The sequence below is a fragment of the Microbacterium sp. CSI-V genome (assembly GCF_001984105.1).
In the GTDB taxonomy this organism is placed as follows: domain Bacteria; phylum Actinomycetota; class Actinomycetes; order Actinomycetales; family Microbacteriaceae; genus Microbacterium.
This window is the reverse complement of sequence record NZ_MTQM01000009.1, coordinates 1018213-1039527: the sequence shown is the minus strand read 5'-3', so window position 1 is coordinate 1039527 and position 21315 is coordinate 1018213. Positions and strand designations below refer to the sequence as shown.

16 protein-coding genes are annotated in these 21315 nt (G+C 69.3%); 10 read left to right on the top strand and 6 right to left on the bottom strand.

The genetic code is table 11. The features are described from left to right. Window positions 1–124 precede the first annotated feature (124 nt). The 3 genes from CSIV_RS15840 to CSIV_RS15830 form a co-directional block, all read right to left on the bottom strand. Window positions 125–589 (bottom strand): MarR family winged helix-turn-helix transcriptional regulator, encoded by a 465-nt coding sequence (locus CSIV_RS15840; RefSeq protein ID WP_083735178.1) that lies wholly within the window; start codon window positions 587–589, stop codon window positions 125–127. Window position 590: 1 nt separating this feature from the next. Continuing rightward, on the bottom strand, window positions 591–2285 hold the full coding sequence (locus tag CSIV_RS15835) for an MDR family MFS transporter (RefSeq protein ID WP_077052293.1): 1695 nt from the start codon (window positions 2283–2285) through the stop codon (window positions 591–593). Between the two features lie 96 nt (window positions 2286–2381). Continuing rightward, complete coding sequence (locus tag CSIV_RS15830) at window positions 2382–3056, bottom strand: YqaJ viral recombinase family protein (protein WP_077052292.1); 675 nt, start codon at window positions 3054–3056, stop codon at window positions 2382–2384. A 281-nt stretch (window positions 3057–3337) separates the two neighbouring features. Here CSIV_RS15830 and CSIV_RS15825 point away from each other — a divergent pair, with 281 nt between their 5' ends. The 4 genes from CSIV_RS15825 to CSIV_RS15805 all read left to right on the top strand — a co-directional run bounded on the left by CSIV_RS15825 (window position 3338) and on the right by CSIV_RS15805 (window position 10478). After that, window positions 3338–4354: a hypothetical protein gene (locus tag CSIV_RS15825; protein WP_077052291.1), complete on the top strand. Its 1017-nt coding sequence runs from the start codon at window positions 3338–3340 to the stop codon at window positions 4352–4354. A 376-nt stretch (window positions 4355–4730) separates the two neighbouring features. Continuing rightward, complete coding sequence (gene rplJ / locus CSIV_RS15820; RefSeq protein ID WP_022879998.1) at window positions 4731–5246, top strand: 50S ribosomal protein L10; 516 nt, start codon at window positions 4731–4733, stop codon at window positions 5244–5246. A 38-nt stretch (window positions 5247–5284) separates the two neighbouring features. Continuing rightward, window positions 5285–5671, top strand: a complete 387-nt coding sequence (rplL, locus tag CSIV_RS15815) for a 50S ribosomal protein L7/L12 (protein ID WP_076494519.1) — start codon at window positions 5285–5287, stop codon at window positions 5669–5671. Between the two features lie 226 nt (window positions 5672–5897). Continuing rightward, complete coding sequence (locus CSIV_RS15805) at window positions 5898–10478, top strand: ExeM/NucH family extracellular endonuclease (protein ID WP_083735176.1); 4581 nt, start codon at window positions 5898–5900, stop codon at window positions 10476–10478. A 53-nt stretch (window positions 10479–10531) separates the two neighbouring features. On the opposite strand, the gene CSIV_RS15800 is transcribed toward CSIV_RS15805, so the two are convergent. Then, window positions 10532–11539, bottom strand: a complete 1008-nt coding sequence (locus CSIV_RS15800; RefSeq protein WP_077052290.1) for a LacI family DNA-binding transcriptional regulator — start codon at window positions 11537–11539, stop codon at window positions 10532–10534. A 236-nt stretch (window positions 11540–11775) separates the two neighbouring features. Here CSIV_RS15800 and CSIV_RS15795 point away from each other — a divergent pair, with 236 nt between their 5' ends. The 3 genes from CSIV_RS15795 to CSIV_RS15785 all read left to right on the top strand — a co-directional run bounded on the left by CSIV_RS15795 (window position 11776) and on the right by CSIV_RS15785 (window position 15561). Beyond that, window positions 11776–13107, top strand: a complete 1332-nt coding sequence (locus tag CSIV_RS15795) for an ABC transporter substrate-binding protein (protein ID WP_077052289.1) — start codon at window positions 11776–11778, stop codon at window positions 13105–13107. A gap of 124 nt (window positions 13108–13231) precedes the next feature. Beyond that, window positions 13232–14587 carry a carbohydrate ABC transporter permease gene (locus tag CSIV_RS15790; RefSeq protein WP_283286100.1) on the top strand — a complete coding sequence of 452 codons (1356 nt, stop codon included), beginning with the start codon at window positions 13232–13234 and terminating at the stop codon, window positions 14585–14587. Beyond that, entirely contained in the window at window positions 14584–15561 is a 978-nt protein-coding gene (locus CSIV_RS15785) for a carbohydrate ABC transporter permease (protein WP_077052288.1), read from the top strand. Before CSIV_RS15790 ends, CSIV_RS15785 begins: the two co-directional genes overlap by 4 nt. A gap of 68 nt (window positions 15562–15629) precedes the next feature. Here the strand turns inward: CSIV_RS15785 and CSIV_RS15780 are convergent, their stop codons facing one another. Beyond that, window positions 15630–16301: a DUF305 domain-containing protein gene (locus CSIV_RS15780; RefSeq protein WP_077052287.1), complete on the bottom strand. Its 672-nt coding sequence runs from the start codon at window positions 16299–16301 to the stop codon at window positions 15630–15632. Between the two features lies 1 nt (window position 16302). After that, entirely contained in the window at window positions 16303–17010 is a 708-nt protein-coding gene (locus CSIV_RS15775) for a DUF3105 domain-containing protein (RefSeq protein ID WP_077052286.1), read from the bottom strand. Window positions 17011–17245: 235 nt separating this feature from the next. Between CSIV_RS15775 and CSIV_RS15770 the strand changes: the two genes are divergently transcribed. The 3 genes from CSIV_RS15770 (at window position 17246) to CSIV_RS15760 (ending at window position 21281) form a co-directional block, all read left to right on the top strand. Further along, the gene (locus CSIV_RS15770) at window positions 17246–18583 is read left to right on the top strand and encodes a multidrug effflux MFS transporter (protein WP_139340735.1); all 1338 of its coding nucleotides are present in this window, start codon (window positions 17246–17248) and stop codon (window positions 18581–18583) included. 76 nt (window positions 18584–18659) lie between these two features. Next, window positions 18660–19364 (top strand): phosphatase PAP2 family protein, encoded by a 705-nt coding sequence (locus tag CSIV_RS15765; RefSeq protein ID WP_077052285.1) that lies wholly within the window; start codon window positions 18660–18662, stop codon window positions 19362–19364. Window positions 19365–19373: 9 nt separating this feature from the next. Continuing rightward, a complete protein-coding gene (locus tag CSIV_RS15760; RefSeq protein ID WP_077052284.1) occupies window positions 19374–21281 on the top strand; it encodes a helicase HerA-like domain-containing protein in 1908 nt (635 codons plus the stop codon). Window positions 21282–21315: the final 34 nt, after the last annotated feature.

The following is a 21315-nucleotide window of genomic DNA, read 5'->3' as shown; positions in this document are numbered from 1 at the left end:
TCCTCGGGGGTCACGTCGACGGCGACTCCGCCTCGACTCCCTCAGTCAAGCGCGACATTGTCTCGGCGGTGTTACACCTCGGTCACCGTGTCGCGTCGCCTCGTCGGCGCCGCCGGCCGGAGGATCAGTTCCGCTCGGGGACCCCGCCCACGGCGAGGGCGTGCAACATCGTCGAGAGGTTCCCGATCTCGTCGACCGACCAGTCCGTGAGCGCCTCGTACAGGCGGCTCTCGTGCGGGGCGCGGGCATCGCGCAGACGGTCGTGACCGAGTTCGGTGACGGCGATGAGACGCGACCGCCGGTCGTTGGGGTCGGGCGTCCGGGTGACGAGCCCCATCTCTTCGAGCTCGCTGATCGACCGGCTCAGGAAGCCCTTGTCCGCGGCGAGTCGCTCGGCCAGAGCCGAGAGCGTCATCGGCCCGAAGCGGCTCACGACCGACAGCGTCTTGAACGTCGCCGGGAGCATTCCCGGGCTGACCCGTTCCGCCGCCTCGGCGACGTAGCGGCGGAACGTGGTCATCAACTCCGAGAACGACGATTCGAGCGCCTGCACGGCGGCGTGCCGCTCGGCGTCGTCTTCGTGGGTCACGTCACCCATCCTCCCCCATCGGGGCGCTCGAGCGGGTGCGGTGACGGCGTGTGGCATCCACCGTCTCCACCGTCCCCGTGGTCGACAGCGTCGCCATGCCCGCCGGGACGGACACGGTGGCGAGGTCTGCTTCGCTCGCCGAGACGCGCTCGGACGTCGTCATGCGCGTGAGCGGGCGGTTGGGCAGGAAGAGGATCGCCAGCAGGCTGACGACCGCCACCGGCACCGCGATGAGGAACGCGTGGGCGATGGACTGGGCGTAGACGTCCTCGACGATCACGCGGACCGTTTCGGGCAGGCTCGACACCTGGGGGATCGTGCCCGACTGCAGGGCCTCGGCGACCGGGGCGCCGGCCGAGCCGAGTCCCAGGATCGCGGCCTGCAGGTCGGCCGCGCGGTCGGTGAACAGCCCGGTAGCCGTGCTCGCGAGCACCGCGCCCATCACCGAGACGCCGATGGTGCCGCCGAGGCTGCGGAAGAACGTCACGCCGGAGCTGGCCGCGCCCATCCGCGCGGGGTCGGCGGTGTTCTGCACGATCAGGACCAGGTTCTGCATCGTCATGCCGACGCCCGCGCCGAGCAGGAACATGTACACCGACACCAGGGCGAAGTTGGTGTCGTAGTGGATCGTGGACAGCAGGTACGTGCCGGCGATCAGCAGCACGCCGCCGACGATGAGGAACGGCTTCCAGTGTCCGAAGCGCGTGATGAGGGCACCGACGATGACGGATGCCAGCAGGAGTCCCGCGATCATGGGGATGGTCATGACGCCGGCCTCGGTGGGCGTGGCGCCTCGGGCCATCTGCATGTACTGGCTGAGGAACACCGAGGTGCCGAACATGGCCAGACCCGTCGCGATCGAGGCGATCGTGGCGAGGGTGAAGGTGGCATCCCGGAAGAGCGTGAGCGGCACGAGCGGCTCGGACGAGCGCAGCTCCACCACGACGAAGAGGATCGCCGCGAGGACGGCTCCGCCGACCATGAGGACGGTCTCGGTGCTGGCCCAGTCGAACGAGCGGCCGGCGTTGGTCACCCAGATCAGCAGGAGCGACACGGCGGTCGAGAGCAGCACGATGCCGAGGTAGTCGATCTTGACCTTGCGCTTCGCGCGCTTCGGGAGGTGCAGGGTGCGCTGCTGGATGAGGAGCGCCGCCACCGCGAAGGGAAGGGCGACGAAGAAGTTGAACCGCCAGCCGAAGGCATCCGTGATCACTCCGCCGAGGAGCGGGCCGCCGACGGTGGCGACGGCCATCACCGCGCCGAACAGGCCCATGTAGCGACCGCGCTCGCGCGGGCTGATGATGTCGGCCATGATCACCTGGCTGAGGGCGGCGAGGCCACCGGCGCCGAGACCCTGCACGGCGCGGAAGGCGATCAGCATGTCGGTGTTCTGCGAGAACCCGGCGGCGGCCGTCGCCAGCACGAAGATGGCGATCGCGACCTGGATCAGCACCTTGCGGTTGAACAGGTCGGCGAGCTTGCCCCAGATCGGTGTGGAGATGGCGGTCGTCAGCAGCGTCGCGGTGATCACCCACGTGTAGGCGTTCTGGTCGCCGGACAGGTCGTGGACGATGACCGGCAGCGAGGTCGAGACGACGGTGGATGCCAGCATCGACACGAACATGCCGAGCAGCAGTCCGATGAGGGCGGGGAGCACGCGCCGCGGCGCGGCGGTCTCGGGGAGGGAGGAGGTCATGCGGAACTCTCCAGGGGAGGAAGAAGGATGCCGCGACGACGTCGGCGCGTTAGTTGACGAGGATCAACTATACGCGAAGTGGTTGATTCTGGTCAACTATCCCTCGAGGAGCGCGAGCGCGCGGTACCTCTCCGTCGGCTCCGGGCGAGGAGCGGGGACGCGTCCGACTGTCGTGCGCCGGTAGAGCTCGTCGATGAGGGAGGTGGCGAGGCGGACGAGGGACGCGATCTCCTTCTCGTCGCGATCCACCCACTGGCAGCGGGGCTCGTCGCCGACCGGGACGAAACCGTCGTGCTGTTCCCACGCGACCAGCGTGCGCTCGGCGCCCAGGACGTGCTGCTGCCACCACACCTGCCGCAGGTAAGTGCGGGGGATCGAGCGCCACGCCTTGTTGGTCGTCTTGATCTCGGCGAGGACGATGCGTCCCTCCCCGTCGACGACCACGCCGTCTGGGGTAGCCAGATGCCGCCGCTCCACGACCGCGTGATACAGCGCCGAAGAGGGCTGGATGCCGTGCGTCGCGGCCACCCAGGCCGCGATCTCGGGCTCGCGGCGACGGCCGTGCGCCGTGTAGGCGTTGCCCGAGAAGTTCGAGCCCAGGAGCTTGGCATCCGCCGCCCGGGCGATCGCATTCGTGCTGGTGAGCGTCGCGACATCGGTCGCGGTGATGCCGCGCGAGCGCGCCCGGATCCACGCGACACGGTCGCGGGAATCGGCGACGATCCGCGACTCGAGGTCGGCGCTGCGGGAGGCGACGAGCTCGGGGGACATGCGTTCGAGACTAACCCGGTCGGGCGCCCGGGCCGTTCGGCGCGGCGGTGTGTCCTGCGGGTCGGTGGGGTGGGCGGCGGTCGCTGCTGCGCGCCGGGGGCGCCACTTCACGTGATCTGGCTGACGGCACACGTCGTGGTCCGTCATGCCGCGCACATTCAGCCACTTCACGTGAAATGGAACCTCGGGCAGGGGGAGTCACGGCTCCTCCCCAGGCGGAACCGTCCACAACGCGGACGCGAAGTGCGGCGGGAGAGCGGGGACTGTGACCACAGTGGGGGATGCCACGCCGGTTGGGGATCGAGGACGCGCGCGCGATCGTTCGCTCGCGGCAACAGCTGCTGGACATCGACGGGTCGACTGCCGCGCTCCGCGGGGCCCTGGCCGACGGCGCACTCCTGCGCCTTCAGCGCGACGCCTACGTGTTCGCGGACGCGTTCAGGGACCTGTGGCCGGAAGGGCGCCACCTGGTCCGCGTGGTTGCGGCACACGGATTGATGACGGGCTCGTCGGCGGTGATCTCGCATCGCTCCGCCGCTGTGCTGCACGGCCTCGCGCAGCCGGAAGCGGGGGAGTGGCCCGTGGAGACGACGACGATCCCGGGCGTGCGGATGTCAGGGCGGCAGGGCCTTCGTCGTCATGCCGATCATCTCGCCGATCAGGACGTCGTCGAGATCGGGGGTATCCGCTGCACGTCCCTCGACCGCACCGTGTTCGACGTCGCTCGCACCTGTTCCGTGGAGTTGGGGGTGAGCTGTGCCGATGCCGCCGCGCGTCGTGAGTCGGTGAATGGACGCGAGTACTCTTCGGAGTTGCAGCGACGGTGGCGTGACCGCCTCCTCGAGAGGGCCGCCACATCGCCGGGTCGCCGAGGGGTCGCTCGCGCGCAGTACGTCCTGTCGTTCGCCGATGGGCGCGCCGAGCTGCCGGGAGAGAGCCTGACCCGTGTGCAATTGGCCCGCCTGGGTTTCCGTGTCTTCGAGTTGCAGGTTCCCGTCGCGGGGCCGAACGGCCGCGACTACTTCGTCGACATCGCCCTTCCCGAGCAGAAGACCTTCTGGGAGTTCGACGGTGAGACCAAATACATCGACGACGGCCTGCGGAACGGTCGCGAGCTTTCGCGAGTCCTCCTAGAGGAGAAGCGCCGCGAAGACTGGATCCGGGGAGTCACGCAGTGGCGTGTGACCCGCGGCGGGTGGCGCGACATCGCCACTCCCGACGCGCTGCGGGCGAGACTCCAGGCGTTCGGCGTTCCCGTGCCGTCGACCTCGCGTCCGTCTTTCGGTGAGATCACGTGAACTGGTCGAGTGCGCACGGCGCGACGCGATTTAGCGGGTGCGTTCGGTCATTTCACGTGAACTCGGGCCGCGCGGGCGCGGAAGCGCGGGCGGCCGCCGCGGGCGGCCGCGGACGCCGGGGCCGCGTGGATTTGGCGCACAGCGTCGGGGCTTGGTACAGTGGGGGCAAGCCAAAGACCGCCGGTCATCGTCGTGCATGCACGAAGATCGAAGCGTCTGCCGAAAGGCAGAGGACCTGCGCAGGTATACGTAACTCCTCCCGATCGGGATTCCGAGCTCCGTGCGCCTGCGCCGGAGCTCTTCTTTTTTGCCGTCGCCCGGTGTCTTGGCCGGCGCCCCGCTCCCGCGGAGCGCCTCGTACACACAAGGAGTGGCCATGGCGCAGAAGGACGCATCGGTCGCCGAGCTCACGAAGCACTTCGAGAACTCGACTGCCGTTCTGCTGACCGAGTACCGCGGTCTGACGGTTGCCCAGCTCAAGCAGCTGCGCAACGACATCCGTCAGGACGCGGAGTACGCCGTGGTGAAGAACACGCTGACCAAGATCGCCGCCGCCAACGCGGGGGTCTCGGGACTGGACGACGAGCTCAAGGGCCCGTCTGCCATCGCGTTCGTGCACGGCGACCCCGTCGCCGTCGCGAAGAGCCTGCGTGCCTTCGCCAAGGCTAACCCTCAGCTCGTGGTGAAGGGCGGCTACTTCGATGGCGCCCCGCTGACCGCGGATGAGGTCAACAAGCTCGCCGATCTCGAAAGCCGTGAAGTCCTGCTGGCGAAGCTCGCCGGTGCGATGAAGGCGACGATGACCAAGGCGGCATACGTCTTCCAGGCGCTTCCGTCGAAGGCCGTTCGCACGGTCGACGCGCTGCGCGAGAAGCAGGACACCGCGGCCTGACCCGGCCCGGATGACAATCCCGATCAAGGAGAAACACAATGGCTAAGCTCAGCACCGAAGAGCTGCTCGACGCGTTCAAGGAGCTCACCCTCATCGAGCTCTCCGAGTTCGTGAAGGCTTTCGAGGAGACGTTCGACGTCACCGCCGCCGCCCCCGTGGCCGTGGCCGCTGCCGGCCCCGCCGGTGGCGCCCCCGCCGAAGAGGTCGAGGAGAAGGACTCGTTCGACGTCGTTCTCGAGGCCGCCGGCGACAAGAAGATCCAGGTCATCAAGGTCGTGCGCGAGCTCACCTCGCTCGGCCTCGGCGAGGCCAAGGCCGTCGTCGACGGTGCCCCCAAGGCCGTGCTCGAGGGCGCGAACAAGGAGACCGCCGAGAAGGCGAAGGCTGCCCTCGAGGAGGCCGGCGCTTCGGTGACCCTGAAGTAATTCAGTTCACCTTCGCGGTACACGAAGGCCCGGATGCCACGGCATCCGGGCCTTCGTCGTTCCCGCGTGATGACACCGCGTACCGGCGTGGGTGACACCGATGTTCACCGATTCGAAACATCGGAGTCTGGGAAATCGATATGTCTTCGTTTACGGTCTAAGGGACCCCCCGTCGATCCCCCCATCCGGCGTCGCTTTCGTTGCGTGCGTCGGTACTTGGAGACCCATGCATCACGCACCCTCCCGCGCGTCCGCGCGCCGATTCACCACGACCCTCATCGCCGTCCTGGGCGCCGCGCTGTTCGGATCCGCCCTCGTTCCCGCTGCGGCGTACGCCGCCGACGGCCCCCGGGTGGTGATCAACGAGGCCTACCTCAAGGGCGGCAGCGCCGGAGCGCCCTTCAACGACAAGTTCGTCGAGCTCCACAACGCCGGCGACACCGCGCAGGACCTCACCGGGTGGTCGCTGCAGTACCGCCCGGCGGCGAGCACCGACGTGCCGTCCGCGGCGAACACGCAGGCGCTGAGCGGCTCCATCGCCCCCGGCGGGTACTACCTCGTCTCCATCCGCGGGAACGGGGACACCGGCGCGGACCTGCCGACCCCGGATGCCACGAGCACCGGGCTGAACCCTTCGGGGACGAACGGGCAGCTCTTCCTGGCGAATGTCGCCGAGTCGCTCGCCCTCCCGGCGGGCGACGTCGACGACCCCCGCGTCGTGGACTTCCTCGGCTACGGGAGCGCCGCGGCCTTCGAGACGGCGCCGGCCGTGGTCGACGGTCCCAACGGGACCCCCAACTCTCTCGTGCGGACGGACTTCACCGACACGGGGGACAACTCGGCGGACTTCACCAACGCCACGACGGTCACCCCGCGGAACTCCTCGGGCGCCGAACCGGAACCGGAGCCGTCCGTCACGCCGACGACCGAGCCGACGACACCGGCGCCGACGCCGGGAGAGGCCGTCGCCATCCGCGACATCCAGGGGACCGGCGAGTCCTCGCCGCTCACGGGGACCACGGTGACGACCCGCGGCGTCGTCACGGCGGCCTACCCGACCGGCGGATACAACGGCTTCTACATCCAGACGCCGGGGACCGGCGGCGCCATTGACGTCGCCGCGCACACCGCGTCGGACGCGGTCTTCGTCTTCGGGTCCGCCGCGACGGCGAAGGTGCAGAAGGGTGACTTCGTCGAGGTCACCGGCGTCGTGTCCGAGTACAAGTTCCTCACGGAGATCTCCGCGCCCGCGGACGGCGTGCGCGTGCTCGATGAGGTGGCCGCGGCGGTCCAGCCCGCCGCGATCGCGTGGCCGGCGACGGAAGAGGACCGCGAGTCGTTCGAGGGGATGCTCCTCGCGCCGACGGGTGAGTTCACCGTCACGAACAACTACGACACCAACCGCTATGCCGTCCTCGGTCTGGCGTCCGGCACGACGCCGCTGCGCAGCCCCACGGACGTCGCCCGGCCCGGCACGACGCAGTACGACGACGCCGTGGCCGACAACGACGCGCGCGGTGTGATCCTCGACGACGGCGCGTCGGCGAACTACCTCACCACGGGCAAGAACGACCCGCTGCCGTACGTGTCGCTCGAGAACCCCGTGCGCGTGGGCGCGGCCGTGACGTTCGAGACCCCGGTGATCCTCGACTTCCGCAACGACGTGTGGACGTTCCAGCCCACCGAGCAGCTCACGGTCGCCAACGCTGCCACCGTGCAGCCGGCATCCTTCGAGAACACGCGGAAGAGCGCTCCCGAGCCGGTCGGCGGCAATGTCAAGATCTCCAGCTTCAACGTGCTGAACTACTTCACCACCACGGCGGAGAGCGTCGGCTGCACCTCGACCTACAAAGACCGCGCGGGCAACCCGATCACCGCGGACAAGTGCCCCGACAACGGCCCCCGCGGTGCCGCGAACGACGAGAACCTCCAGCGTCAGCAGGCCAAGATCGTCGCGGCGATCAATGGCCTCGGCGCCGACGTGGTCTCTCTCGAGGAGATCGAGAATTCGGCGCAGTTCGGCAAGGATCGCGACGCGGCGCTCGCGACCCTCGTCGGCGCCCTCAACGAGGCCGCGGGCTCGGAGCAGTGGACGTTCGTGCCCTCGCCGGCCGCGCTCCCGGCGTCCGAGGACGTCATCCGCACGGCGTTCATCTACACGAAGGCCGTTGTGGAGCCGGTGGGTGACAGCGTGATCCTCGACGATCCCGCGTTCGCCAACGCGCGCCAGCCGCTCGCGCAGGCGTTCGCCCCGGTCGGAGATCCGGATGCCAAGATCCTCGCGATCGTGAACCACTTCAAGTCCAAGGGGTCGAGCGACGACGCGACCGGCGACAACGCCGATGACGGGATGCAGGGCGCCTTCAACGGTGACCGGGTCCGTCAGGCGGAGGCCCTCGGGAACTTCGCGGCGGAGCGGTCGGCGGCGCTCGGCACCGACGACGTGTTCCTGCTCGGCGACTTCAACTCCTACACGCAGGAGGACCCGATCGAGAAGCTCCGCTCGTTCGGCTTCGAGCCGCTCGAGACCGGAACGGGCAAGTACTCGTATTCGTACGACGGGCAGTCCGGTTCGCTCGACCACGTCCTCGCGTCGCCGTCGGCACGGGAACTGGTCACGGGAACCGACATCTGGAACATCAACGCCGTGGAAGCCCTGGCTCTCGAGTACAGCCGATACAACTACAACGCGCTGAACTTCTACGAGACCTCGCCCTACCGTTCGAGCGACCACGACCCGGTGATCGTGGGTCTCGACCTGTCGTCGACGACCGACATCAACCTGCTCGGCATCAACGACTTCCACGGACGGATCGACGCCAACACCGTGAAGTTCGCGGGCACGGTCGAGCAGCTGCGGGCGGAGTACGGCGACGAGAGCACGCTGTTCCTCTCCAACGGCGACAACATCGGCGCCTCCCTGTTCGCCTCCTCGCTGTTCCAGGACGAGCCCACGATCGACGTGCTGAACGCGCTCGAACTGGCCGCCTCGGGCACCGGGAACCACGAGTTCGACAAGGGTGCGGCCGACCTGACCGGGCGCGTGTCGGATCGCGCCGACTTCCCCTACCTCGCGGCCAACGTCTTCAAGGACGGACAGCCGCTGCTGCCCGGCTACGCCGTCTTCGAGGTCGACGGTGTGCGCGTCGGTGTGATCGGGGCGGTCACGCAGCAGACGCCGACGCTCGTGTCGAAGGAGGGCATCCAGGGCATCGAGTTCCGTGACCCCGTGACGGAGGTCAACCGAGTCGTGGCCGAGATCGACGATCAGGTCGACGTCATCGTGGCCCAGTACCACGAGGGCACCGAGCTCAGCGGCTCGGCCGCCACGCTCGAGCAGGCCGTCGCCCAGGGCGGTGCGTTCGCGGAGATCGTGAACGACACCGACCCGGCGGTGGATGCCATCTTCACCGGCCACACGCACGCCGAGTACGTGTGGGATGCGCCGATCCCCGGCGGCGACGGCACCCGCCCGATCCTGCAGACCGGCAGCTACGGCGCCAACATCGGCCAGATCGTTCTGAGCGTGGACGAGGGCGGCGAGGTGGTGGACTACACGGCCCGCAACGTGCCTCGCCTGTCGGCGCCGAACGCAGACGCCGGGGCCGCGCTGGACGCGGAACTCATCGCGACCTATCCGCGCGTGGCCGAGGTGAACGACATCGTCGCGGCGGCGCGCGCCGAGGCGGACGTCGTCGGTCGTGAGCCGGTCGGATCGGTCACCGCCGACATCACGACCGCCTTCCAGGAGGGCGGCTACGTCGACGGCGTGTACGCCGGCGGCAAGCGCGACGACCGCTCGAAGCAGTCCGCCCTCGGCGGGCTGGTGGCCGATGCGCTCCGCGAGACCCTCGCCGATCCCGAACGGGGCGGCGCGGACATCGCGGTGGTCAACCCGGGCGGGCTGCGGGCCGAACTGCTCTACGACGCCGACGGGGTGATCACGCTGGCCGAGGCCAACGCGGTGCTGCCGTTCGTGAACAACCTGTGGACTACGACCCTCACGGGCGAGCAGCTGCGGGTGATGTTCGAGCAGCAGTGGGGCGACGCCTCGGGTCGAGGCACGACCAACCTCGCTCTCGGCGTCTCCGAGAACGTCCGCTACACCTATGACGCCTCCCGCCCCGCGGGGGACCGCGTCCTGGGCATCTGGATCGACGGTGTGGCCGTCGACCCGGCGGCGGAGTACCGGGTGGGCTCGTTCAGCTTCCTGCTCGGGGGCGGAGACAGCTTCTCGGTCTTCCAGGAGGGCGCGAACACGCTCGATTCCGGTCTGGTCGACCGCGACGGATGGATCGATTACCTCCGCGCGCACCCCGGCCTCACCCCCGACTTCACGGCGCGCGGCGTGCAGGTCTCGGGTGTTCCCGCCGAGGTCACGCCCGGGGACGAGTTCGCTCTCACCGTGTCGAACCTCGACCTCACTTCGCTCGGCGCACCGCAGAACACGTCCCTCGCGGCGTCGTTCGGCACGGGGGACCCGATCGAGGTCGCCGTCGTCGGAGGAGCGGCGACCGTCACCGCGACGGTACCCGCCGACGCGCTCGACGTGATCGAGCTGCAGCTCACCGCTCAGCCGACGGGGACGCTCGTGACCGTCCCGCTGCGGCTCGCGGATGCCGCGACCGTCGGCGGCGGCGGGGGTGGCACCGCGGTCGGCGGCGGCGCCGGAGCATCGACCGGCGACGGCGCGCTCGCGATCACCGGGACCGACGGCGCGTGGATGGGCGCCGGCGTCCTGGCCGCCCTGGCGCTGCTCGGTCTGGGCGTGGTGGTCCGCCGCCGTTCGGTGCGCCAGACCGACTGACACGGAGAGAGAAAGGGACCCCGGATGCCTGGCATCCGGGGTCCCTTTTCGCGTCAGGCGCTGCGCGGGGGAGCGGTCGAGGCGCGCACCACGAGGCGCGCCGGGGCGAGCGTGCGCGGCGGAGGCGCCTCGCCGTCCAGCATGGACAGGAGGAGGCGCGTCGCTTCGACGCCCTGATCCTCGGGGTACTGCTCGACGGTGGTGAGGGCGAACATCTCGGCGTAGTCGTGCCCGTCGATCCCGACGACGCTGAGCTCGGTCGGCACCGAGATTCCCATGCGCCGCGCCGCGATGATCACGCCGATGGCCACTTCGTCGCACGCCGCGACGACGCCGCTGGGGCGGGAAGCGGCGTCGGCGAGGAAGGATGCCGCGGCGGCATAGGCGTCGGTGATCGTCAGCGTGGAGGGGACGTTGCGGATGCGCACGGCGAGCCCGCTGTCGTTCATCGCGTTCCGGTAGCCGATCGAGCGTTCGTCGACGTCCCGCGCCGGAGCATCGGTGGGCGGGGTGCTCCCGACGAACGCGATGTCGGTGTGTCCCAGCGCGATGAGGTGCTGCGTCGTGATGCGCGTGATGCCGATGTTGTCCAGGCCCAGGGTGGGGATGCCCTGGAGGGGATTCCCGATGCAGACGGTCGGCTTTTCGATGGCGAGAAGCCGCTCCAGGTCGCTGTCACCGGGTTCGAGGGCGACGGCGATGATCCCGTCGAACCGCTTCCGGGCGAGGTACTTCGAGTACAGGCTCTCGCGGTCGCGCGAGCCGGGTTCTGCGACGTACAGCGTGACGTCGTAGCCCTGCGAGATCAGCGAGCGTTCGACGCCCTCGATGATCGCGCCGAAGTACCAGCGGTTGACCTTGGGGACGATCAGGGCGACCGTGCGCGTGCGGCCCGTCGCGAGGCTGACGGCGCTCGTGGAGGGGACGTAGCCGAGAGTCGCCGCCGCGTCGGTGACGCGCCGGCGGGTGTCGTCCGAGACGTAGCCGCCGCCCGTCAGCGCGCGACTCGCCGTCGACTTGGACACGCCAGCCAGGCGTGCCACATCGGCGATTCCGCTCATGAGCCGTCTTCCTCGAGGATCTTCGACGTCCGTGTCGACGTCATGAAGAGTATCCGACAACTGACGAATCTGGAACCGGTTCCTCTGTGTCTCCGGGGTGAAATGCCGCGATATTCCGCCAGTTATTGAGTCGTGACCAAAGTTTGTTGCGGAACGCGTCGTTGTCCCCTACGGTGATCTGGAATCGGTTCCCGACGGGATCCGATGCAGCACAGAACTCAAAGAGGAGAAATCACATGGGCATGTCACAGCGGTATCGCCTGCTGGCTCCCGTCGGACTGCTGGCGGTCGGTGCGATCGCGCTCGCGGGCTGTGCCGAGGGCGACTCGGGCGGATCCGGCAGTGGCTCGGAGGGCACGACGACCGTTCGCATCTCCGGCGGCATCACCGGTAGCGAAGCCGACCTGCTGAACCAGTCCTTCGACCAGTTCACGAAGGACACGGGCATCAAGGTCGAGTACACCGGCGACAAGAGCTTCGAGGGCAACATCGTGACCAAGGTCACCGGTGGCGACGCCCCCGACATCGCGATCGTCCCGCAGCCGGGTCTCCTGCAGACTCTCGTCGGCACGGGCGACGTCAAGAAGGCCAGCGACACGGTCTCGGCCAACGTCGACCAGTACTGGGGCGCGGACTGGAAGTCCTACGGCACCGTGGACGGCGACTTCTACGCCGCTCCGATGCTCGCCAACGTCAAGGGCTACGTCTGGTACTCGCCGGCGAAGTTCACGGAGTGGGGCGTCTCGATCCCCAAGACCTACGACGAGCTGCTCGCCCTGACCAAGACCATCCAGGAGAAGACGGGTGCCGCCCCGTGGTGCGCCGGTTTCGCCTCCGGTGACGCGTCGGGCTGGCCCGGCACCGACTGGATCGAGGACCTCGTCCTCCGTCAGTCCGGCCCCGACGTCTACGACAAGTGGGTCGCGAACGAGGTCAAGTTCACCGACCCGCAGATCAAGCAGGCCTTCGACGCCGTGGGTGAGATCCTCCTCAACCCCTCGTACGTCAACGCGGGCTTCGGTGACGTCAAGAGCATCAACTCGGTCGCCTTCGCCGACGTCGCGGCCAAGGTCGCCGACGGCAGCTGCCCGATGACCCACCAGGCCTCGTTCCTGTCGTCGAACTTCCTCACGGTCAAGAACGCCTCCGGCGGCGAGGTCAAGGTCGCTCCCGACGGCGACGTCTACGCGTTCCTGCTCCCGGGTGTGAAGGAAGGCGAGCAGTCGGTCGAAGGTGGCGGCGAATTCGTCGCGACGTTCTCCGACGACGCGAACGTGCAGAAGGTCGCGGAGTTCATGTCGAGCCCCGAGTTCGCCGACGCCCGCGTGAAGCTCGGCGGCGTCATCTCGGCCAACAAGGGTGCCGACCCGTCGCTCGCGTCCAGCGAGTTCCTGCAGGAGGCCATGAAGGTCGTGCAGAACCCCGACACGACGCTCCGCTTCGACGCGTCCGACCTCATGCCGGCCACCGTCGGCGCCGGGTCGTTCTGGAAGGGCATGGTCAGCTGGATCGACGGAACGCCGACCGACACCGTGCTCAGCGACATCCAGGCCGGTTACAACAACTGACCCCGACCGCAAGATCGGTGGGCCGTCCGCTTCGGCGGGCGGCCCACCGGTACCGTAAGCCCACACGGTGCCGCTGCGCGGCCCGTCCATCGATGAGCACGACGGCGTGTTCGGGAGGGAAGTCATGACTCAGATCAGGCAGGCGGAGAAGCCCCCGGCGGCATCTCCCCGACACGAGGCGCCGGATGCCGAGACGGCATCCCGCAACCTCGCACGAAGGCATCGGACCACCGTCACGGTCGTGGTCATCGCGCTCATCGCGGTGGTGGCGCTGTTCCTGTTCATGGTCACGCGGGCACCGTCCGAGACCAAACCCACCACCATCGGGTTCTCGCTGAACAGCTTCTTCAAGACGCTCGGCGAGATGAACCCGCTCGTGCAGATCCCGCTGGTGCTCCTCGTCTTCGGCGCCGTCGTGGGGCTGCTGCTGCTGCTCATCGAGTACGCGCCGCGCTCGGGCAAGCGCTACTTCTGGATCCGCCTGATCGCGTGCTTCGCGATCCCCGTGCTCGCCTTCATGCTGCTGCGCCCGTACCAGAACGCGGTGATCTACGTCCTCGCGATCGCGGTGATCCTCGGCGGCATCCTGTTCTACGCCGACTACCGGTCGCGTCAGGGCGCCGGCTACCTGTTCCAGCTCATCCTGTTTGCCGCTCCCGCCGCGATCCTCCTGCTGATGGGTCTGGTGTACCCGGCCCTGTCGACGCTGGTGCAGTCGTTCCTGGACAAGACCGGGCAGAACTTCGTCGGGTTCGACAACTACGTCTGGACCTTCACCAACCCCGAGGGCTTCTGGTCGGTCATCAACACCCTGATCTGGGTGCTCCTGGCCCCCACCTTCGCCACCGCGATCGGACTCGCCTACGCCGTCTTCATCGACCGCGCCGCGGGGGAGCGGTTCCTCAAGGTCCTCATCTTCATGCCGTTCGCCATCTCGTTCGTCGGCGCCGGCATCATCTGGAAGTTCGTCTACGACTTCCGTCAGGGCGACCAGATCGGCATCCTGAACGCCATCGTGACGGCGTTCGGAGGCGACCCGGTCTCGTGGCTCTCGGCGACCCCGCTGATCAACACGCTGCTCCTGGTGGTCGTGTTCATCTGGAGCCAGACGGGCCTGGCGATGGTCATCCTGTCGGCGGCGATCAAGGCGGTACCGCCGGAGCAGATGGAGGCCGCCGAACTCGACGGCGCCAACGCCTGGGAGCGATTCATCAACGTGACCGTCCCCGGCATCCGCTCGTCGCTCATCGTCGTGCTCACCACCATCGCCATCGGCGCCCTGAAGATCTACGACATCGTCGCGGTCATGACCGGTGGGCGCAACGACTCCACCGTCCTCGCCTTCGAGATGGTCAACCAGCAGCAGCGGTTCCAGAGCTACGGGCATTCCGCAGCGCTGGCCGTGGTGCTGTTCCTGTTCGTCCTGCCGCTGATCATCTTCAACGTGCGCCAGATCCGGAAGCAGAGGGAAGTGCGATGACCACCTCCACCGTGGTGCTCGAGCCCACCGACGACAAGCGTTCGGCGCGTCAGGTCGCCCGCGACACGCGCAAGCACGAGGCGATGGCGCGCAAGCGTCTCACCTCCAAGGGGGCCACGATCGCCGCCGTCGCGATCGCGTTCTTCTGGACCATCCCGACGTTCGGTCTGCTCGTCACGTCGTTCCGTCCCGGCTCCGACACGCAGTCGACCGGGTGGTGGACCATCTTCACCGATCCGTCGTTCACGCTCGAGAACTACCGTCTCGCTCTGACGTCGGGGGGCACGGCGCTGACGCTGGCCGCCTCGTTCGTGAACTCGCTGGCCATCACGATCCCGGTCGTACTCTTCGCGCTGGCGATCGCCTCGCTCATCGCGTACGCGTTCGCGTGGATCGACTTCAAGGGGCGCAACTTCTTCTTCATCTTCATCTTCGCGCTCCAGATCGTGCCGCTGCAGATGGCCCTCGTGCCGCTGCTGAGCCTGTTCTCGCGCGGTCTCACGATCAACGACGTGACGATCTTCCCCGGGCTCGAGCTGCGTGGCGTGGAGCACAGCTTCGCGACGGTGTGGATCGCCCACGTCATCTTCGCGATGCCGCTGGCGATCTTCCTGCTGCACAACTTCATCGCGGAGATCCCGCACGAGGTCATCGAGGCGGCGCGCGTGGACGGTGCCGGGCACGGTCAGGTGTTCTTCCGCCTGATCCTGCCGCTCGCGGCCCCGGCCCTCGCGTCCTTCGCGGTGCTGGAGTTCATCTGGGTGTGGAACGACCTGCTCGTGGCCACGATCTTCGCGCCGTCGTCGTCTCTGCCGCTCACGCAGTCGTTGAACTCTCTGTCGGGGACGTGGGGCGACCAGTGGTTCCTGCAGTCGGCCGGAACGTTCATCTCGATCCTCGTTCCGTTGATCGTGTTCTTCCTGCTGCAGCGCTTCTTCGTCCGGGGTCTCCTCGCCGGCGCGACGAAGGGCTGAGTCCCGCACGAACGCCGAAGGGGCGTGGCATCCGTCGATCGGATGCCACGCCCCTTCGCTGTTCCGGCTCAGCCGGTGCAGGACAGGCGGGTCTGGATGTCGCGCATCGCGTCGATCTCGGCCGACTGGCCCGTGATGATCGTCTGGGCCACGTCCTTCACCCGGGGGTCGCTGCCGAGCTCGACCACGGCCTCGGCCATGGGGATCGCGCCCTCGTGGTGGCGGATCATGAGGCCGAGGAAGAGGCAGTCGGCCGGCTGACCCTCGAGCGAGCGGAGCTGGTCGAGCTCGGCATCCGTCGCCATCCCCATCTGGGAGAGGAGGTCGTCCTCGGACAGCGCGGAGGTGTCGCCGTGGCTGTGCGCGCTGGACGGAGCCATCCACTGCATCAGCGGCTGGGACGACGCCTGCGGCAGGCCCCACTGCACGAGCCAGCCGAACATCTCTCCGCGCTGACCCGCCTGGGTGGTGGCGATGTCGTACGAGAGGGTGCGCAGCTCGTCGTCGGAGGTCTTGCGGTAGATCTCCATCGCCATGAGCACCGCCTGCGTGTGGTGGACCTGCATGTCGCGGGCGAAGCCGGCGTCGGCGGAGGTGGTCGACGGGGTGGCGGGGGCGGCGGTCGCGCCGAACGCGGTGAAGCGTCCGATCGCGAAGGCGACGGCCAGCAGCGCGACCACGGCCACCGCGACGACGATGCGCCGCGCGGCCGGCCGGGCCGCGGTGTCGTCGTCGGTCACGTCATGCCCTGCCGGGGCCGTCGATCGCGCCCGAGCAGGCGGCGTTGGGCTCGGGGGCGTTCTGGCTGCGCCAGTACTCGGTGAAGAACTCGGCGATGCGGGGGTCGGCGGGGTCGTCGACCTTGAGCTGGTGGTTCCACGCGCTCACGGCGACGGGGGTGTCCATGCCCGGGTAGGGCGAGAGGATGGCGTAGCTGGAGGGCATGACGGCCTCGAGCGCGGCGATTCCGTCGGCGTCGACCCGCTCCGGGTCGTAGGTGATCCAGATGGCCCCGTGCTCGAGCGAGTGCACCGCGTTCTCGTTCTGCTGAGGCTCGGTGTACACGCCGCAGTTCAGCCAGTAGGGGTTGTGCGGGCCGCCGGCGGGGGGCGTCTGCTCATACGTGACCGCACCCTGCACGTGGTCGGAGCGGTTCTGGAAGGTCTCGACGCCCTCGATCTCGCGCCCGGTCGTGTTGCCCGCCTGGTAGCTGGGGGCCGGAGCCGGGGCGAGCGCGAAGGATGCCACGACGACCGCGACCACCGCGAGGGCGGCGGTCGATCCGACGACCCACCAGACGAGCTTGCTGCGCTTGCGACGAGCGATCTGCTTCTGGTACTCGGCGAGCTTGTCCTGTCGCTTCTGCTCGCGTTGCTGCTTGACGGTCAGGTCGATGTCGGCCTGCGTGGCGGGGTTGCCGCTCTTGCGCTTGTCGGGGGAGGGGCTCATGCGGTCTGTGCTGTCTCTCTCTGGGGCGGGAGGCTCGGCGCGGGCCGATTCCGCCCAGCCTATGCGGATGAATGCGGTGGCGGCCTGGGAGGAACCCGCGAGGGGGGATGGTGGAGAACCGGGACCGCGCGATAGTATGACGATGTCGAATCGATTCGAGGTTCGACGATCCCCCGAATTCACAGCCCGGCATCGTCCGGGCTGTCCGTGTTGCGAAAAGGACCCCCTGACCGACGTGCTCGACACCGCTTCCCAGCCCGTGATCCCCCCGACCGCCCGCACCGAGCCCTCGGCGACGGGCGCCATCCGTGCGCTCGGAAGCAATCCGGCGACAGCGCCGATCGTGCTGCACCCCGGCGACAGCATCTCGGCGCGACGCCGCGTCCTCTACATCGTCCTGCTGGGCGCCCTGACGGCTCTGGGGCCCTTCACGATCGACCTCTACCTGCCCGCGTTCCCGGTGCTCGAGGCCGACTTCCAGACCTCGGCCGCCGCGATCCAGTTGACCCTCACGGGCACGATGATCGGATTCGCGCTCGGCCAGCTCATCGTCGGACCGCTCAGCGACAAGGTCGGTCGTCGCATCCCGCTGCTCGCGGTCACGGCCCTGCACGTCGCCGCGAGCGTGTTCGCCGCTCTCGCCCCGACCCTCGGCACGCTGTCGATCGCGCGCGTCCTCATGGGGGCCGGTGCCGCAGCGGGCGGCGTCGTCGCGGCCGCCATCGTGCGCGACCTGTTCGGCGGTCGCCGGCTGGTCGTGATGCTCTCGCGCCTCGCCCTGGTCTCGGGCGTCGCACCGGTGCTCGCGCCGCTCGCGGGGTCGTTGCTCCTGTCGGTCATGCCGTGGCGGGGCATCTTCTGGGTGCTCGCGGCCTACGGCACGGTCATGCTTGTCTCGGCGATCGTCTTCCTGCCGGAGACGCTCCCCGCCGCCCGCCGGGGCGGCAAGGGCGCGACCACCGTCTGGCAGCGGTACGCGAGTGTCTTCCGGGACCGGGTGTTCGTCGGTGTCCTCGTCATCGGGGCGATGACCTTCAGCGGACTCTTCTCCTACCTGTCGGCATCCTCGTTCCTCTTCCAGCAGAGCTACGGCTTCGACGCGCAGCAGTACGGCGTGCTTTTCGCCGCGAACTCCGTGGGGCTCGTCATCGGCGTGCAGATCGCCTCGCGCCTCGCCGCGCGCTTCGGTCCCCAGTGGGTGCTCGCGTTCTCGACCGCCTCGCTCGTGCTGTGGGGCATCGTGATCGTCGTCTTCGACCAGCTCGGGTTCGGGCTGTGGGGCACGATCATCCCGCTGTTCCTGTTCATGACCTCGTGCGGCTTCACGTTCCCGTGCGCCCAGGTGCTCGCCCTCGACCGCCACGGCAAGGCCGCGGGCACCGCGCAGTCGATCATCGGTGCCGCGAACTTCGGCATCGCGGGCGTCATCTCTCCCGTCGTGGGCCTGCTCGCGACCGGATCGGGCATCACCGCCACGACCATGGCATCGGTGATGGTGGGCTGTGCGGTCCTCGGGGTGCTGGCGCTGTGGTTCCTGGTGCGTCCGCGCACCGTCGAGCGGCTCGCTCCGTAAGGGCCGAACAGTAGCAGAGGGCGAACCGCCCGTCCCGGTGATGCCGGGAGGCCCGGCGGGACGGCATCATGGGGCGATGGACCTGGATGCCGCGCCCCCGCCGTTCGTGACGGTGCGCTCGGAGCGCGTCCGCGCCGTGCTCGGTCTGGTGCTGATCGCGCTCGCGTGCGGGCTCGGGGCCTGGGTGTACTTCCGCGGGCCGAGTCCGTTCGCAATCGACGTGTGGTGGAACCAGCTGTTCGCCTCCGCGCCGATTCAGCCGCTGCTCACGATCGCCCTGGTCATGAACCAGATCGGCGGCTACATCACCGCCATCCTCATCGTGCCGTTGGGGGGAGCGCTCGCGCTCTTCCTCACCGGGCGCCGGTGGACGGCGGTGTACTTCCTGGCCGCGTCCGCGGGGAGCGCCCTCCTCGTGCAGGTGCTCAAGCACACGTTCGGCCGTGCACGCCCCGAGGACATCCTCGTCCTCGCGGACTACGGCTCGTTCCCCTCGGGGCACACCGCCAACGCCGCGACGATCGCGGTGGTCGCCGCGATCGTGTTCCCGACCCTGTGGGTGCGGGTGGTGGGCGGTGCGTGGATCGTCCTCATGGCGTTCAGCCGCACCTACCTGCACGCCCACTGGCTCTCCGACACGGTCGGGGGAGCGCTCGTCGGCGCGGGCGCGGCCCTCGTGCTCGCGGTGGTGTTCTCCCGTCTCCGGGCCCGCGACGACGATCGGGCGACGCTTCGACGCAACCGACGGGTTCCGGATGCCGCGTCCTCCGCGCCGTCCTAGGCTGACGCCATGAGCGACACCGCGCCGTCCGTTCCCGGTCCCGCCGACGACCCCGAGGTCGCCCGACTCCGAGCCGAGGCCGAGGCGGCCGAGGCCGAGCTCCGGTTGGCGCGCGCTCGCGCCGATCTCGCCGCGGCGGAGGCGGCGGCCGCGCGGGCCCGTGTCGCCGCCACGCCCGCGGCCACCGCTGCTCCCGAGACAGCGCCCGGGCCCGCTCCCGCTCCCGCCGCCGCTCCCGAGCCCGCGACGACGCCTGAGCCTCCCGCGCCGGCGCCCGAGCCCGCCGCCGGGCCGCTGACCGACGCGCAGGTCGCGACGATCGCCGCCGGGTACGCCGGGTCCGCTGGGGCCCTCGACCTCGGTGTACTCGTCAACGGCGGGCCGGTGGCATCCGTCCCCGTCCGGATCCCCCTCGCGATGACCAACCGGCACGGGCTGGTGGCGGGGGCCACGGGAACCGGCAAGACGCGGACGCTGCAGCTGCTGGCCGAGCAGCTGTCGGCGAACGGGGTGCCCGTGTTCGCGGCCGACATCAAGGGCGATCTCTCCGGGGTCGCCGCCCCCGGCGTCTCGAGCGAGAAGCTCCTCGCGCGCACGAGCGCCCTGGGGCAGGACTGGGAGCCGCGGGCCTACCCGACGGAGTTCTACGCCCTCGGCGACGACGCGGCCTCGGGCGTTCCCGTGCGGGCCACCGTGTCGGGGTTCGGTCCGTTGCTGCTCAGCCGCGTGCTCGGTCTGAACGCGACGCAGGAGTCCAGCCTCGGCCTCGTGTTCCACTACGCCGACGAGAAGGGGCTCGCGCTCGTCGATCTGTCGGATCTGCGGTCCGTGCTGACCTTCCTCACCAGCGACGAGGGCAAGAGCGAGCTGAAGGACCTCGGCGGGCTCTCCGGCGCGACCGCGGGTGTCATCCTCCGCGAACTGATCGCGTTCTCGGCGGCCGGCGCCGACACCTTCTTCGGCGAGCCCGAGCTCGACGTGACGGCGTTCCTGCGCACCACCGCCGAGGGCGAGGGCGTCGTGAGTCTCCTCGAGGTGCCGAACGTCGCCTCGCGTCCCGAGCTGTACTCGACGTTCCTGATGTACCTGCTCGCGGAGCTGTACGAGGTGCTGCCCGAGGTCGGGGATCTCGACAAGCCCAAGCTCGTGTTCTTCTTCGACGAGGCGCACCTGCTCTTCCGCGACGCGTCCAAGGCCTTCCTCGCGGCGATCACGCAGACGGTCCGTCTCATCCGCTCCAAGGGGGTGGGGGTCTTCTTCGTGACGCAGACGCCGAAGGACGTGCCGGGCGACGTGTTGGCGCAGCTCGGGTCGCGCGTCCAGCACGCGCTCCGCGCCTTCACCCCCGACGATGCGACGGCGTTGCGCGCGTCGGTGCGGACGTATCCCGCGTCGGGGTACGACCTCGAGCGGGTCCTGCAGGAGCTCGGGACGGGCGAGGCGATCGTGACCGTCATGGACGAACGCGGCACCCCGACCCCGGTCGCCTGGACGCGGCTGTTCGCGCCGCGGGCCTCGATGTCGCCGATCCCCGCCGCCGATCTCGCCGCCGCCGTCTCGGCATCCCCCCTGTTCGCCCGGTACGGCACCCCGATCGACCGCGAGTCGGCCCGCGAGATCCTGGCGGCGCGCATGCAGGCGGCGACCGAGGCGCGCGAGGCGGCGGAGCGCGCGAAACAGGCGGCGGCGACCGAGGCCGAGTACGCGAAGCAGCAGGCGGCGATCGACAAGGCGCACGCCGAGGCTCAGAAGAAGGCGCAGCGCGAGTACGACCGGCTGCTCAAGAGCACCGCGGCGCCGCGTTCGCGCTCCAGCGCTCCGACCGCGCCGCTCGACGACCTGCTCGGCCGGGGGTCGACGAAGACGATCCTCAACGGCGTGATCCGGGGCCTGTTCGGCACCGGTCGCCGTCGCTGAGCCGCGCGCGAGTCGCCAGGATCTGTCGCTTCGG

Coding starts and splice junctions, on each gene's coding strand:
- CSIV_RS15835 (WP_077052293.1), bottom strand. CDS start 2,285: ATGACCTCCTCCCTCCCCGAGACCGCCGCGCCGCGGCGCGTGCTCCCC.
- rplJ (WP_022879998.1), top strand. CDS start 4,731: ATGGCGCAGAAGGACGCATCGGTCGCCGAGCTCACGAAGCACTTCGAG.
- CSIV_RS15765 (WP_077052285.1), top strand. CDS start 18,660: ATGGACCTGGATGCCGCGCCCCCGCCGTTCGTGACGGTGCGCTCGGAG.
- CSIV_RS15800 (WP_077052290.1), bottom strand. CDS start 11,539: ATGAGCGGAATCGCCGATGTGGCACGCCTGGCTGGCGTGTCCAAGTCG.
- CSIV_RS15805 (WP_083735176.1), top strand. CDS start 5,898: ATGCATCACGCACCCTCCCGCGCGTCCGCGCGCCGATTCACCACGACC.
- rplL (WP_076494519.1), top strand. CDS start 5,285: ATGGCTAAGCTCAGCACCGAAGAGCTGCTCGACGCGTTCAAGGAGCTC.
- CSIV_RS15760 (WP_077052284.1), top strand. CDS start 19,374: ATGAGCGACACCGCGCCGTCCGTTCCCGGTCCCGCCGACGACCCCGAG.
- CSIV_RS15825 (WP_077052291.1), top strand. CDS start 3,338: ATGCCACGCCGGTTGGGGATCGAGGACGCGCGCGCGATCGTTCGCTCG.
- CSIV_RS15790 (WP_283286100.1), top strand. CDS start 13,232: ATGACTCAGATCAGGCAGGCGGAGAAGCCCCCGGCGGCATCTCCCCGA.
- CSIV_RS15795 (WP_077052289.1), top strand. CDS start 11,776: ATGGGCATGTCACAGCGGTATCGCCTGCTGGCTCCCGTCGGACTGCTG.
- CSIV_RS15785 (WP_077052288.1), top strand. CDS start 14,584: ATGACCACCTCCACCGTGGTGCTCGAGCCCACCGACGACAAGCGTTCG.
- CSIV_RS15830 (WP_077052292.1), bottom strand. CDS start 3,056: ATGTCCCCCGAGCTCGTCGCCTCCCGCAGCGCCGACCTCGAGTCGCGG.
- CSIV_RS15775 (WP_077052286.1), bottom strand. CDS start 17,010: ATGAGCCCCTCCCCCGACAAGCGCAAGAGCGGCAACCCCGCCACGCAG.